Source organism: Pseudoalteromonas sp. K222D, from assembly GCF_017653575.1.
GTDB lineage: Bacteria > Pseudomonadota > Gammaproteobacteria > Enterobacterales > Alteromonadaceae > Pseudoalteromonas > Pseudoalteromonas nigrifaciens.
This window is the reverse complement of the sequence record NZ_JAGGDL010000002.1, coordinates 64,180-77,930: the sequence shown is the minus strand read 5'-3', so window position 1 is coordinate 77,930 and position 13,751 is coordinate 64,180. Positions and strand designations below refer to the sequence as shown.

The following is a 13,751-nucleotide window of genomic DNA, read 5'->3' as shown; positions in this document are numbered from 1 at the left end:
CTAATAATTCTATGATATTAAAAAGAATTCTTGTTCATTTATGCAGCGAGCATGGCCACCAACAACATCACTTGCGCTTAGCTGATTAATCAACTTTTCACCTTGTTGTTGCTGTGCGTCGTTAAGGGGTAAGTAAGGTAATCTAAATACCGGTTCAACTGCCTCAGTCATCATGAGTGCAGTATTAATCGCAATTGGATTTGGCTCGCAAAACAACCAATTTATTAATGGTTGTAATGACGTATTTAGCGCAGCATTTGGCGCATCCATTAACTGGCGAAACAATTCTGGCATAAGATTAGAACTAACCGAAATAACCCCATGAGCGCCATGAGTATGACGAGCATCGTGGCTTTCATCATCATTACCCGACCAACACGCTATGCCTTGCTTCTCATAATGAGCTATACGTTCGTTACCACCACACTCTTTAACACCAATAAAATGTTCGTGCTTTGCTAGTGGTTCAATAATATCAGGCGTTAAGTCTTGTCCTGTACGCCCCGCTACGTTGTAAATAAATGCAGGGCCAATATCAAGAACACGCTTTAAATGCTCTTTTACACCCGCAATAGAGGTGCGCCCATAGTAAGGGTTAATTTGCAACGCAGCATCCATACCACTGGCAAAACCATATTTAGTGGCTTTAATCGCTTCTCGGGTATTATTACTGCCCGTATTACCTACAATTACTAGCTTACTGCTAAACTTATTTACGCTATGCGCTATGAGCATTAAGTGCTCTTCCCAGTTCATTAACTGGCCTTCGCCGGTAGTGCCGCCTACAACGATACCGTCAACCCCAGCTGCTATTTGTAACTCAACAAGGCGATCGTATGTTGCAAGGTCAATTTCGCCACTCGATAAATAAGGTGTTTTAATTGCTGTAATAAGACTTGCTTGTTTAATTTGTTCTAGGCTGCGCATAAAAAATCATTCTTTATAAAACTTGCGCTATTTGTACCATATTTATGTGTGCTTTTGCAGCTGTAAACGCATATTTTGTAATAAAATGGCTTGTAATATTAAGTTTGATAATACAAAATGAACAACTGTATATATAAACAGTGTTTGTATTTTTAATATTAGGCGAGCTTTTATGCGTTTATCTCAGTACTTAACAACCCATTTTTATCATACCGACGAGCTATGCCAGGCACTCAATATTGATGCAGATAAGCTTGAGCATTGGCAACAGCAAAGTGTATTTCCTAAGCCTAGTTATTGTATTAAAAACCAACTAAGTTGCAGCTCATACTCGGGTTTGTACGAATGCGAAGAGTACGACGATTATTACCCACGAGGTTGTGTAAACTGGGGCCAAGGGCTGATAAAACAAAAAATCGATTCATCCAGCCAGGCATTTAATTACTTTGCCCAGCAATATACCGCCAGCTTAACCAAACTTGCTCAGCAAGGGTTTGAATTTAACGAAGAGCTATTTGGTTGTGAAATAGAAGAACATGTTCAACAAGTATGGCAACAATTTTTGTGCAGCAAATATGGCGTGCTTACTCAAAATGGCTTAATAGACGAAATAGTGGCTGTTGATATAGGCCGCCTGGTGGTTGATGACATAACCGAATTACGCAGTAAAGCGGGGTTAGATCAAGATGAGCGTGCAAAACTGCACCCCGCTATAAAGTTACTCAACCGGGCTTTGAGCCATGGTGCCGATCACGAAAAACAACACACACTTAGAACTCGCTATATAGATACCCTTATTTTAAAATACGACTTATCGATAAAGTAATTATTAATGTACTACTACTTTAAGATTAACTATGCCAATTTATAATTAACGAATATACGTATAGCGGCCAGTAGCTTAAGAAAATACAGCCTATAGGATTAGTGTTTGTTTGCGTTACAGCACCCTCAATACAAGTATTCCTATATAAAGTATGTAACAAAGTCAGATGATCAAAGTGCTATGCGTAAAACTAAACTTAAAATAAAGCTTGATATCCGCCAGAGGTTGCTGTTAAAGTACGTCGCATCGGGTTGACAGAAAGCCCTGTTTATTTGTAAGTACCACGTTGTTATTAGTAATAATCCTTCGCGCTATCCTCAGTTAAATATATGTTTTCTTACTCTTTACATTGCCTTATATAGGGCGCACTTTAATTTTTTAGGATACTACTATGTCTACAACAACTGGTTCAGTTAAATGGTTTAATGAAGCAAAAGGTTTTGGTTTTATTGAACAAGAGTCTGGCCCTGATGTTTTTGCTCATTTTAGCGCAATTACTAGCGATGGCTTCAAAACATTAGCTGAAGGCCAACGTGTACAGTTTACTGTTACACAAGGTCAAAAAGGCCCGCAAGCTGAAAATATTGTTTGCATCTAAATTGTTTAATTTAATGGGTTAGTAATAACCCGTTAATGAATATTAGTTTGAAAGAAGTTCTGTTTATTTGTACGTACCACGTTGATATTAGTAATAATCCTTTGTGTTATCCTCAAGTTAAATATTTATTTTTTCCAGCTTAATCGCCTACTTTCAGGCACATTTTTTATTAATTTCTTAGGATACAATTATGTCTAATACAACTACTGGTACAGTAAAGTTTTTTAACGAAGCTAAAGGTTTTGGTTTTATCGAGCAAGAATCTGGCGCAGACGTTTTCGCACATTTCAGTGCAATCTCTGGCGACGGTTTCAAAACTCTAGCTGAAGGCCAACGTGTACAGTTTACTGTTACACAAGGTCAAAAAGGTCCACAAGCTGAAAACATCGTTTGTATCTAAGATGTTTAAGTTGATGGGTTATTTATAACCCATCTATTTATATAAGTTTGAAAGAAATACTGTTTATTTGTAAGTACCACGTTGATATTAGTAATAATCCTTCGCGTTATCCTCAAGTTAAATATAGGTTTTTTCCGGCTCAATCGCCTATTTTCAGGCACACTTTTATTAATTTTTAAGGATATTATTATGTCTAATACAACTACTGGTTCAGTAAAATGGTTTAACGAAGCAAAAGGTTTTGGTTTTATCGAGCAAGAATCTGGCGCAGACGTTTTTGCACATTTTAGCGCAATTTCTGGCGACGGTTTTAAAACTCTAGCTGAAGGCCAACGCGTACAGTTTACTGTTACACAAGGTCAAAAAGGCCCACAAGCTGAAAACATCGTAGCTATCTAAGCTGTTTTAGCTGATGCGTTTTTAAAGCGCACTAAAAACCCACTCATAGCTTGGCTATAAGTGGGTTTTTTGTTTTTCTATACTTATATAGCATTGTTATTTAGCTTTCATAGCAATAAATAAGATTATTATTAGGCTAGTTTTGATGTTCGTATTGCCCACGATACACTTCAAATACTTTTAGTAATGTATGCTGCTCTTTAGTTAGATTATCAAACCAGTGATCAAATAGATCATCGTTATCCTGTTCACTTAATGCCATATATTGGGCAAGTAACTCAATAATATCATTATGGGTGCAAGTTAAGGGGTTTACTTGTTGTGCTAAAACACTATGGTCGCGCTCTTTTAGAGTATCCATTACTCCTTGATCTATTTGTTGTTGTTTTTGTATTGCGTCGCTCATATGTTACCTCTGAGATCTACTGTTTATGCTATTTTTAACGAATGTAATTATAGTTATAACAGGCTAAACGCCAATAGCCAGCACTTTTGGTTTAACTGCTCACTTTTTGATTTGTTTGCATAAATAGCCAGCAATTATGGTTTTTAAATGCTTATTAAATAATTTTTTGAGTGGCTATAGATCCTGATGAATAAATGATATAATATCACATAACGTAATGCTGTTATGAGAATTTCCCTATTTTATTTATTAATGAGGTATAAAATGAAAGTATTAAGCTCACTTAAAAGTGCTAAGCAGCGTGCAGGGTGTCAAGTTGTAAAACGTAAAGGACGCGTGTTTGTGATTTGTAAGGAGAACCCGCGCTTTAAAGCTGTTCAGGGTATGAAAAAGAAATAGCATTTAACCACTATCACTTTATAAAGCAGTCACTCAGTGTTGTGTGCAACACAGAGTGACTTTATTTAACTAGTTATTTAACTACCACTGAAAATTCAGGTACTGCCTGAATTACTTTTTTCACGGTACATGTATTTACCGCGGCAACCAGTGCTTTTTTATACTTATCAGGGAATCCATCTGGGAGTGTTATCTCAATAGAAAATAACTTTTTACCATCTTCATCCACATTTTCGTTATTTTGCTTAAGTGACATCCCTTGTGTCGAAATATCGCGTTGTTGGCAAAACTTTCTTGCATAAAAACCTGCACATAACACCATACTCACTAAAAAGTAATCAAACGGTTCTGGGTGCTCTGCGTTGCCACCTGCAGCCAAACTCTGATCGCTTATCACTTCATGATCGCCAAATTTAGCACTGAGCTTTTGGCCATCTAACATTGCAACTGAAATTTCCATCGAGGGTCCCTTATTTTCCAAATAGTAATTCAAAAAAGCCTGGAGGCTCATGTAACTCATGGTACTTTTTACGTAAATTATCTATATTTTTTAGTGGCTGTTTAGCCGCACTCAAACCTTGCAGGTTAGCAGCTTGTTTTGCAAGCTCAGCCTGAGCAATGACTTTATCAAGCCCTTGTAATGATTGCTCTGGTTCTTTATAAAACTTAGCTGTTTTACTTATTTCCACTAACGAGATGAATTCATTAATCGCAAGGTTAAACTCGTCAATATTAGTCGCTTGCACTGCTTGTTTATATGCAAGCCCCGTGTTTTTCATATTAATTTCAAGGTCAACTGGCGCGCTGGCAATTGAGACTGATGACGTGAGTAAAATAAAAACAAAATAAAAGTACTTCATGATAAACCTTTCAATTAAAAACTCCGTCGATTATACCAATAATACGCTAGTAAGTAACCGCAAATGAAAGTGTGTAATGTTTAGCCTTGTTCGCTATGTAAAGCCCCTTTACACTTTAGATGCAAACTTAAAGAGTAAAGAGCGACTTTTTTGAGGAGCTTAGTAAACTCAACCTTGTTATAGCAAGCCACAGTAGCTGCTGACATAACATTTTAATTAATCAGCTTAAACTCCAAGCAACTAATTTCCCGTTGCTCGTTAAGTGTTACAAGGGCGTTTGCTGTTGATGCTAGTGTGTTTAAATTTTCTCGAGTGATACGCTCAAAATGAGCAATGAAGTACCTAAGTTGGGCGTCATTCATAGTGCCTGCACCTTGCCCTTTTAAGGTTATAAGCTTTTGCTCTTGCTCTTTTCGCCATGCATATACGGCAGCAAAACTAGGGGCTTTAAGCATCACTAAATAATCAACTTTAGCAAAAATGTTTAAATATTCTGTTTTTAAACAATTGTTCACATAGTTACGCCAAACACCTTGGCTATCTGCATTTTGCTCTAACTCATTTAATGGTGCAGTTAATGCTGATGCCGATTGTGCCTTACTACCTACGCACCACCCTTCTAAAATAATAATATCGACAGCGGCATTATTACGCGGCCACTCGTTATGTGGTGCACTGTCATCTAAATGCTTATTAAAATGAGGTAGAGGCACACCACTGTGCCCTGCTAGTAACTTCTCAAGTGTGCTTTTCATTAAAGCTACATCGTGCGTGCCGGGTACACCGCGAGTAGCAAGTAGCGGGTGTACATTTTTTGCAAGCTGCAGTCGGCGCTGCTTAGTAAGGTAAAAGTCATCAATAGAAAGTGCTATGCTATTAAACGAACTATTTTTTGCCAACCAAGTTACTAAAAAATCAGCCAACGTAGTTTTACCCGAGCCTTGGCTGCCATTAATAGCAACAAATAACGGAGTATTCGTTTTTTTAGCGTGCAATATATTTTTTGCTACCGGAATAAAAAACTGTTCACACTGCTGTTGATAGCTTATTGGTAATTGATGTTTTGCTAAAAAATCACTGATATCCATATTTCTATTGCGCCTTTATTTTAGATAAAAAAATAGCGCATATATATGCGCTATTAGGTTAGTTTAACTTATCTATAAATTTAAGCTGCGGTTTTCTTCTCGGCTTTTGGTAACACTAAGTTTAGCACTATGCCTAAAATAGCGCAGAGGCTTACGCCTTCTAGGCTAAACTGACTACTGCCAATATGCATTCCACCAATACCACAAATCAAAATAAGCGCTACTATGCTTAAATTACGCGGTTCGCTTAAATCATCCCCAGATTTAACTAAAGTGTTTAATCCGATCACTGCAATTGAGCCAAACAATAAAATCATAATGCCGCCCATAACCGGCACTGGAATTGTTTGTAAACTTGCGCCCATTTTAGCTATAAAGGCTAAAGTAATGGCAATAATTGCAGTCCATATCATCACTTTTGGGTTAAAGTTTTTAGTTAGCATTACTGCACCGGTTACTTCTGAGTAAGTTGTGTTTGGCGGCCCACCAAACAATGATGCTGCTGAGGTAGCTAATCCGTCGCCAAATAGAGTGCGATGTAGCCCTGGTTTTTTCAAAAAATCTTTATTGGTAACTTGGCTAATCGCCATCATGTCGCCAATATGCTCAACAGCGGGAGCAATCGCCACCGGCACCATAAACAAAATGGCTTGCCATTTAAACTCAGGTAAAACAAAGTTAGGCACAGCTAACCACTGTGCGTTAGTTACGGCGTCAAATTGCACCACGCCCATAGCAAGCGATAAACTATAACCTGCTACCACTCCTGCTAATATTGGAATAAGTTTAAATACACCCTTACCCCATACCGCTAATATAAGCGTAACCACTAAAGAAAATAATGAGATGTAAATAGCGCTATCATAAGCAATAATTTGCGTGCTGCCGTCACCACTTTTGCCCATGGCCATGTTTACCGCAACCGGTGCTAAAGCTAGACCTATAACCATAATAACCGGCCCGACTACTATTGGGGGTAGTATTTTATGTAGCGTTTCAGTGCCTTTAAATTTAACTAAAAAGCTCAATAGCATATAAGCAAAACCAGCCGCCATTAAACCACCCATAGTGGCAGGTATGCCCCACATTTGTATTGAGGCAATAATCGGTGCAATAAAAGCAAACGATGACGCTAAAAATATGGGTACTTGGCCTTTAGTAACAAACTGAAATAATAGCGTACCTAAGCCCGCAGTAAAAAGAGCAACACTTGGATCAAGCCCTGTTAACAGCGGTACTAATACTAATGAGCCAAATGCTACAAACAACATTTGCGCACCAGTAAGTATCGTTTTTATTGAGAACATGGCATTGTTTTTCATCGTATCGTTTTGCACTATTTTCACTTAAACCGTACCGAAAATTTTATCACCTGCATCACCTAAACCAGGCACAATATAGCCTTTATCGTTTAAGTGACTGTCTACCGATGCGGTATATATTTCTACATCTGGATGGGCAGCTAATGTTTTTTCAACCCCTTCAGGAGCTGCAACTAATACAATTACCTTGATTTCTTTACAGCCTGCTTTTTTAAGCATATCAATAGTGGCAATCATAGTGCCGCCTGTTGCAAGCATAGGATCTATCACTAAGCTTAAACGCTCATTAATATTACTTACTAGCTTTTCAAAGTATGGAATTGGCTCTAATGTTTCTTCGTTTCGCTCAAGGCCTACAACACTTACTTTGGCAGCCGGCAATAACTGCATCACACCGTCCATCATGCCTAAGCCCGCACGTAAAATAGGCACTACAGTAATTTTTTTACCTTTAATATGCTGCACATTTAACTTTGTGCCATCCCAGCTGGTAATTTCGTTATCTTCTAACGGTAGGTTTTGAGTTGCTTCGTAGGTTAATAATGTACCTACTTCTGAGCACAATTCACGAAAGCTTTTAGTGCTAATTCCATGGGAGCGCATTAAGCCTAATTTATGTTGAACAAGGGGATGAGTTATAACGTGAATAGCCATATTAAAAAAACCTAGTGATAAAATTTGCGATATTTTATAGTAAAAAAGTGCATTTGGCCTGCAGTTTTCGTTAAGTTTTCACAATTGCTGCCAAATAACATTATTTTGCCTGATATTAAGGCAATATATCTAATTCAAGCGTTAATTAAATGTGTTTTTTTAACTCACTATTTACGTGAAGCAACATGTAACTGTTTATTTTTTTATGCTCTGGACTCCACCCTGCTAAAAAACGATAAAAATCGGCCCATGCAATACTCCATAAATTGCGCCAATCGTTAATCACTTTACTTGCCTCTACCTTAGGATGATAAACGCCTAATGCTAACTTCAATTCGCTAAAATACCACTCTAAACAACTATCAGCATGCTGATGCAATTGTGTTTCGTTAAAGCAGCTTGTCATAAAATACATCACGTCTATAACCCCAACACCAGCACCTACATATTGAAAGTCGTACCCTAGCACGTGCTGCTGTTTGTTTATGGCAAAATTTGCCAGCTTGGCATCACCATGAATTACTGTTTTATATGCACTATTGCATAATGTCGTATTTAGCTTAGCTGCAACCTGCTTAATAGCTGATTGCTGGAGCTTTGTAAGCTCATCGGGACGCGTACTTAAATGCCAATAATTGCCCTGTGGCCATAGCTTTTCAGCCGCGTGAGTAACAGCTTCAATTGTTAAATTAAACGCATGAAAATGCGCTAACCATTTAATAACCTCGCGATAGTCTTGAGGCAAAGCTTGTACATAGCCCTGCTGGGTAAAATCGTTAAACGCCAGCACATATTGCTGATCATTTTGGATTGCGGCTAAACAGCCAATAGCAGCAGCGTTATTAGGTAACTGCTGGCTGCAATCATTATAAAAGTAGTATTCAACATTATAAGATTTACGCTTACGATTAACAGCAAACGCCGTTTGTTTAATCTTTGGGTGATTTATAACCTCAGGAATATTCACCGCCTTTATAACACACGCCTGTCCGTCAAGCTCACAAGCCACTATGCTGCCACAACCACTCCACAAAGAAGTCAGCGTAGCCCCCACTTTTATCTGTTTAAACTGTTGCTGTAATAAAGAAAGGTAAAAAGCCATAGCCGCACTTAATATTAATAAATTTTAGTTAGTTTAACGCAAAGCGTTGTTATTATAAAAAGTGTTATTTAATAGTAAAAACTACTTAAGTGACAAAGAACAATTTTATTTATAAATTTATTTTCATTAACGTTAGCTATTACCTCTATTCATCTTTAAATCAAAAAACAGAAAACAATTAGCAGCATTGCTTTTGCATTCAATACTGTATTAAATTTACAACTAAAATGAGCTGCAATGCTCAATACACGCTCACATACCGCTCACAATTAGTATGATAAGTATCCCAACCACACCACCATTGCAAATAACTCAATAAATACAATAACTTAATATTAGACACTTGCTTTTGTATGCGCTATTCTCTCGCCGATTTCATCTCTATAACATCATACATGCTGCTTACTTGGTGTAACGGGCTAAATTTTTTAGTCGTTAAAACCTGAATATGCTTTATGAGAATTATCTTTAAATCGTACTTTTAAAATATCAAAATAGGAAAAATAATGAAAAAAACATTCCAGGGAACTTTGCTGCTATCTTCTTTATTACTAGGCTCTTTTGTACAAGCGAATGAGCTAGAACCAGTACCTCAAAAACATTGGAGTATTGGAGCGGGTGCTTACGCGTTCACATTAGCCAATGACAATAGCTCAAGCGAAGATTTGGATTTTAGTGGTTTTAATATAGCTGCTGGTTATGCTGTTAATAATCACTTTCAAATTAGAACTACCTACTTCTCATTAGAAAATGACGATTTTTCAGCGATAGAAAGTGATGGATTCGACCTAATGGCTTACGGTGGTGTGGGTTTGTCTAAAAAAGGCTTTAGGGGCTATGGCGGTGCTGGTTTCTTTTCAGATAAGTGGAGTGCCTTGGGTGAAAATGAGACTATGTCAGGCTTTCAACTTGGTGGCGGCTTAGGCTACAACTGGGGCCCTGCGGCTTTAGATTTTGTTTTAACTCTACGCCAAGCTGATGAATATGAAGATTTTATGTACCGCACAGGCACCTACGTTGCTGTATCGGGTAACTTAACTATTTCTTATTTATTTTAAATAGCTCCTCATTAAGTTACAAAAAGCCCCTCAATTAACTTTTGGGGGCTTTCTTTAAAAACGTAAAAAGCGCCCAAACTACAGGCGCTTACATTGTTGAATTTATTTACACTGGGTGGTTACTGATTTACAACACTTTTAAGTGGGTTAACCGGTTGTGCGTTGTCGTCAAGTAAGTTCATATCAAAATCGAACTCATCTACACGAATCGCTTTTTCACGCTTAGTGTTGTAATCAATAAGCTGAGTATGTTCAGCCGCTGTAATTACATTAGCCGAAAGTGCGTTATCAAGTGTGATTGAAAAACGAATACCCGCTTTAATTGTTTTAGCACGCAGTGCTTTTTTAACTTTAGCCAACTCACCAAGCGATGCCATTTTAGCTTTGTACGCTTGCTCGTTAATGTAATGCCCATCACCTTTAACTGGCTTAACTAAATGCGTAATTTGCGCTTTAAAGGCCGTATCTAGCTGAGCTTGCTTAGCTAATTCACGAATTAAGTCGTCGCTAATTTTTGGCATTTTAGTTGAGTAGTTCATGGTAATAAAACGCATGAACTTACGCGTACCACTTGCAGGGAAGTTATCTAAAAACTTGTGCAGCGCTTCTTCAGCACTTTGTAGTGCAAAGCGAGTGGCATAATGAAAATACGGTGCTGCTTGCTCACGTTCACTGCTTGATACTTTTTGCTCGTAGTATTTAATTGACGCCATTGCCGCGTATAAAAAGCTCATTACATCACCTAAACGTGCCGACAACATTTCTGCTTGCTTAAGCTTACCGCCAAGTACAAGTAGCGAGAAATCTGCATATACAGCTAATTTAGCTGACAGTTTATGTGCTGCTTTTTCGTATTCACGTACTTCTGGTAACGTTGAGCTTGCACCCGCTGTAAATGGTAATACACCCAAGCGGAACGCACGTAAGCTGTTTGCTACGCTGTAACTTACTGTTTTACGTAAAATACGGTTAAATTCTTTATCTGCATTTTTATCTTCGCTATGAATTGATTCAACCATAGATTGTAAGTATGGATGACAACGCATTACACCTTGACCAAAGATCATCAGGTTACGAGTAAGAATATTCGCGCCCTCTACCGTAATGGCAATTGGCTGTGCTACATAACCGCTTGCTAGCGTGTTTTGTGGGCCATTTTGAATTGCTTTACCCGCTTGAATATCCATTGCTGAGTCGAGTACATCACGGCCCAACTCAGTCATGTGGTATTTAGCAATTGCAGTTACTACCGATGGTTTTAAGCCCATGCCTAAGCCTTCAGTTGTAAGCACGCGCATTGCTTCTTGTAGGTATGTTTTACCTGCAATATCGGCAAGCTTTTCTTGAATACCTTCAAACTGGCCTATTGCTAAACCAAATTGCTCGCGCACAGCCGCGTACTCAGATGCTGATTTAAATGCAACTTGCGCCGTACTTACACCCAGTGCTGGTAATGAAATACCACGCCCTGCGCCTAAACAACTAACTAGCATTTGCCAACCGCGACCAATGTTTTTCTGGCCACCAATGATAAAGTCCATAGGTACAAATACTTTGTTACCACGCGTAGTACCGTTATAAAAACGAATATTCATAGGATCATGGCGATTACCTAACTCTACACCCGGGTGCTCTTTAGGAATAAGCGCACAGGTAATACCTAGGTTTTCTTTACCGCCAAGCAAACCATCAGGGTCAACAACTTTAAATGCTAAGCCCAATACAGTCGCAATAGGCGCCAGTGTAATGTAACGCTTGTCCCACGTAATTTCTAAACCTAGTACTTCTTCGCCGTTGTACATGCCTTTAGTAACTGTACCTAAATCTGGAATGCCACCTGCATCAGAACCCGCTTCTGGGCTAGTTAATGCAAAACATGGAATGTCTGTACCATTTGCTAAACGTGGTAGGTAGTGTGCTTGTTGCTCTTGCGTACCAAAATGTAGTAATAGCTCACCTGGGCCTAACGAGTTAGGTACCATTACTGTTACCGCTACTGCAGAGCTTTTAGTGGCAATAGTGGCTACAATTGTTGAGTTAGCGTATGGGCTGAACTCTAAACCGCCAAACGATTTAGGAATGATCAGCGAGAAGAAACGCTCTTTCTTTAAAAAGTCTAAAATGTAATCCGGTAAATGAATGCCATTTTGAATTTCGGTGTCATCAATCATACCCAACAAGTCTTGCAGTGGGCCATCAATAAAGGCTTTTTCGTCTGCGCTTAATACTGCAGCTGGCACGGCGCGTAGTGCACTAAAGTCAGGTTTACCTTGATAGATAGACCCTTCTAACCATACATCGCCGGCGTCTAGCGCTTCTTGTTCAGTAATTGAAATACTTGGTAATACTTTTTTTAATTTTGTACGTAAACTCATGATTGAACTCATCCGACCAGATAATAATAACTACATTACGTCATAAAAATTCGATTAGATCAATTACTCTATGCAAATAATTAACAGTTTTTTCAATTTATTTTCTTTACGTGAACGTAAACTGTTTAAACACAAGGGCTTACGGCTATACGCTGAAAAACATTATTTTTCTTTATCTGGCTAATTAAACAACAAAACTTAGCTAAATCACGCCTTAAAGATAAAGCGACTTTAACGGGCATAAAAAAACGCAGCATAATTATATGCTGCGTTAATTAGTATCCGCTCAATTATAAAATTAACTAAGTGCTTATTTTAACCACTTGTTTGCCGGTAAAACCGCCGTCTAATTGTTTATGCAGTGCTGCTGATACTGCTTGTGCGTTAAAGTCGACAGCTGTAATTTCGGGTGTTTTAATGTCACCACTCAAAGCACCTTCTATTAATAAGTTACCCATAAAACTTAAACGTTGCTGGGCACATAAACTATTTGCCAACCAAGCACCTCCTAAGGATACAACACCAATATTGGGTGCTCGACGATACATTAGCTCTTGTTCAAAATGTGGCAATGGGTTTAAACAAGCAATTCGCCCACAAAAACGCATTAGTTCTATATTGCGTATTGTAGAGGCGCCACCAACGGTGTCTATTACCGCATCAAAGCCTTGTGGGCCAAGCTCTCGGCGAATTTTTTCGCATAAGTCTTTATCGTGGTAAGCAAATACCACATCAGCGCCTAATTGTTTTACCAATTTATGATTACGCTTAGCTGCTGTGGTAAATACGTCGGCACCGCGCTGCTTTGCAAACTGAATGGCAAACTGCCCTACAGCCCCTGCGCCACCGTCAATTAATACGGTATCGCCCTCGGTAATATTAATTTTATCTAGGCTTATAAGTGCAGCCATACCGGCACAAGGTAAAGTAGCCGCCATATCGCCTGCAAGCTCAGCAGGAACAACCGATACAGCATAGTTAGCTACTTTGGTATATTCACTCAACGCCCCTTGATCGCCAATACTGGCATGCCACATTACACGCGTGCCAACGCCCGGGAAAACACCTTTACCAGCCTTTACCACTACGCCAACGGCATCAAGCCCTAAAATATGTGGATATTGCCACTTACAAAAACCCGATTTAGCAAACAAGCCATCAACTGGGTTTAAGCCAACATATTCAACTTTAATAAGCAGCTCGTTGTCTGCACACTCAGGAACAGCGTACTCAACATCGGCTAAACAAATTTTTTCATTAGGCTCAGGCAATACAATTGCTCGCATAGTCTGCGGTAGCGTATATTGCGGTGAAATATCAGTATCAGACATCAAAAA

16 protein-coding genes are annotated in these 13,751 nt (G+C 38.7%); 6 read left to right on the top strand and 10 right to left on the bottom strand.

What is annotated here, in order from left to right; translation table 11 throughout:
* Positions 1–9: 9 nt before the first annotated feature.
* Positions 10–927: a 4-hydroxy-tetrahydrodipicolinate synthase gene (gene dapA / locus J5X91_RS01835; RefSeq protein WP_208833946.1), complete on the bottom strand. Its 918-nt coding sequence runs from the start codon at positions 925–927 to the stop codon at positions 10–12.
* A gap of 172 nt (positions 928–1,099) precedes the next feature.
* Here dapA and J5X91_RS01830 point away from each other — a divergent pair, with 172 nt between their 5' ends.
* The 4 genes from J5X91_RS01830 to J5X91_RS01815 all read left to right on the top strand — a co-directional run bounded on the left by J5X91_RS01830 (position 1,100) and on the right by J5X91_RS01815 (position 3,150).
* Positions 1,100–1,753, top strand: a complete 654-nt coding sequence (locus tag J5X91_RS01830; protein ID WP_011330015.1) for a DUF6058 family natural product biosynthesis protein — start codon at positions 1,100–1,102, stop codon at positions 1,751–1,753.
* A 391-nt stretch (positions 1,754–2,144) separates the two neighbouring features.
* Entirely contained in the window at positions 2,145–2,351 is a 207-nt protein-coding gene (locus J5X91_RS01825) for a cold-shock protein (protein WP_011330013.1), read from the top strand.
* Positions 2,352–2,541: 190 nt separating this feature from the next.
* The gene (locus tag J5X91_RS01820) at positions 2,542–2,751 is read left to right on the top strand and encodes a cold-shock protein (protein WP_011329603.1); all 210 of its coding nucleotides are present in this window, start codon (positions 2,542–2,544) and stop codon (positions 2,749–2,751) included.
* Positions 2,752–2,940: 189 nt separating this feature from the next.
* Entirely contained in the window at positions 2,941–3,150 is a 210-nt protein-coding gene (locus tag J5X91_RS01815) for a cold-shock protein (RefSeq protein ID WP_011330012.1), read from the top strand.
* Positions 3,151–3,286: 136 nt separating this feature from the next.
* Here J5X91_RS01815 and J5X91_RS01810 read toward each other — a convergent pair whose 3' ends face one another.
* Positions 3,287–3,556 carry a hypothetical protein gene (locus J5X91_RS01810; protein ID WP_208833945.1) on the bottom strand — a complete coding sequence of 90 codons (270 nt, stop codon included), beginning with the start codon at positions 3,554–3,556 and terminating at the stop codon, positions 3,287–3,289.
* A 264-nt stretch (positions 3,557–3,820) separates the two neighbouring features.
* Between J5X91_RS01810 and ykgO the strand changes: the two genes are divergently transcribed.
* Positions 3,821–3,955 (top strand): type B 50S ribosomal protein L36, encoded by a 135-nt coding sequence (gene ykgO, locus J5X91_RS01805; RefSeq protein ID WP_011330010.1) that lies wholly within the window; start codon positions 3,821–3,823, stop codon positions 3,953–3,955.
* A 73-nt stretch (positions 3,956–4,028) separates the two neighbouring features.
* Here the strand turns inward: ykgO and J5X91_RS01800 are convergent, their stop codons facing one another.
* The 6 genes from J5X91_RS01800 to J5X91_RS01775 form a co-directional block, all read right to left on the bottom strand.
* Positions 4,029–4,415: an OsmC family protein gene (locus J5X91_RS01800; RefSeq protein WP_011330009.1), complete on the bottom strand. Its 387-nt coding sequence runs from the start codon at positions 4,413–4,415 to the stop codon at positions 4,029–4,031.
* Between the two features lie 10 nt (positions 4,416–4,425).
* Positions 4,426–4,815 (bottom strand): cytochrome b562, encoded by a 390-nt coding sequence (locus tag J5X91_RS01795; protein ID WP_011330008.1) that lies wholly within the window; start codon positions 4,813–4,815, stop codon positions 4,426–4,428.
* 212 nt (positions 4,816–5,027) lie between these two features.
* Positions 5,028–5,903, bottom strand: a complete 876-nt coding sequence (locus J5X91_RS01790) for a kinase (RefSeq protein ID WP_208833944.1) — start codon at positions 5,901–5,903, stop codon at positions 5,028–5,030.
* Positions 5,904–5,983: 80 nt separating this feature from the next.
* Positions 5,984–7,225 (bottom strand): uracil-xanthine permease family protein, encoded by a 1,242-nt coding sequence (locus J5X91_RS01785; RefSeq protein WP_182678826.1) that lies wholly within the window; start codon positions 7,223–7,225, stop codon positions 5,984–5,986.
* A 24-nt stretch (positions 7,226–7,249) separates the two neighbouring features.
* On the bottom strand, positions 7,250–7,879 hold the full coding sequence (upp, locus tag J5X91_RS01780) for a uracil phosphoribosyltransferase (RefSeq protein ID WP_011330005.1): 630 nt from the start codon (positions 7,877–7,879) through the stop codon (positions 7,250–7,252).
* Positions 7,880–8,024: 145 nt separating this feature from the next.
* Positions 8,025–8,981, bottom strand: a complete 957-nt coding sequence (locus J5X91_RS01775; RefSeq protein WP_208833943.1) for a phosphotransferase — start codon at positions 8,979–8,981, stop codon at positions 8,025–8,027.
* 506 nt (positions 8,982–9,487) lie between these two features.
* On the opposite strand from J5X91_RS01775, the gene J5X91_RS01770 reads away from it, so the two are divergent.
* Positions 9,488–10,039 (top strand): outer membrane beta-barrel protein, encoded by a 552-nt coding sequence (locus J5X91_RS01770; RefSeq protein ID WP_011330003.1) that lies wholly within the window; start codon positions 9,488–9,490, stop codon positions 10,037–10,039.
* Positions 10,040–10,158: 119 nt separating this feature from the next.
* On the opposite strand, the gene J5X91_RS01765 is transcribed toward J5X91_RS01770, so the two are convergent.
* The gene (locus J5X91_RS01765) at positions 10,159–12,414 is read right to left on the bottom strand and encodes an acyl-CoA dehydrogenase (protein ID WP_208833942.1); all 2,256 of its coding nucleotides are present in this window, start codon (positions 12,412–12,414) and stop codon (positions 10,159–10,161) included.
* 302 nt (positions 12,415–12,716) lie between these two features.
* Entirely contained in the window at positions 12,717–13,745 is a 1,029-nt protein-coding gene (locus J5X91_RS01760; protein ID WP_193038590.1) for a zinc-binding dehydrogenase, read from the bottom strand.
* Positions 13,746–13,751 lie beyond the last annotated feature (6 nt).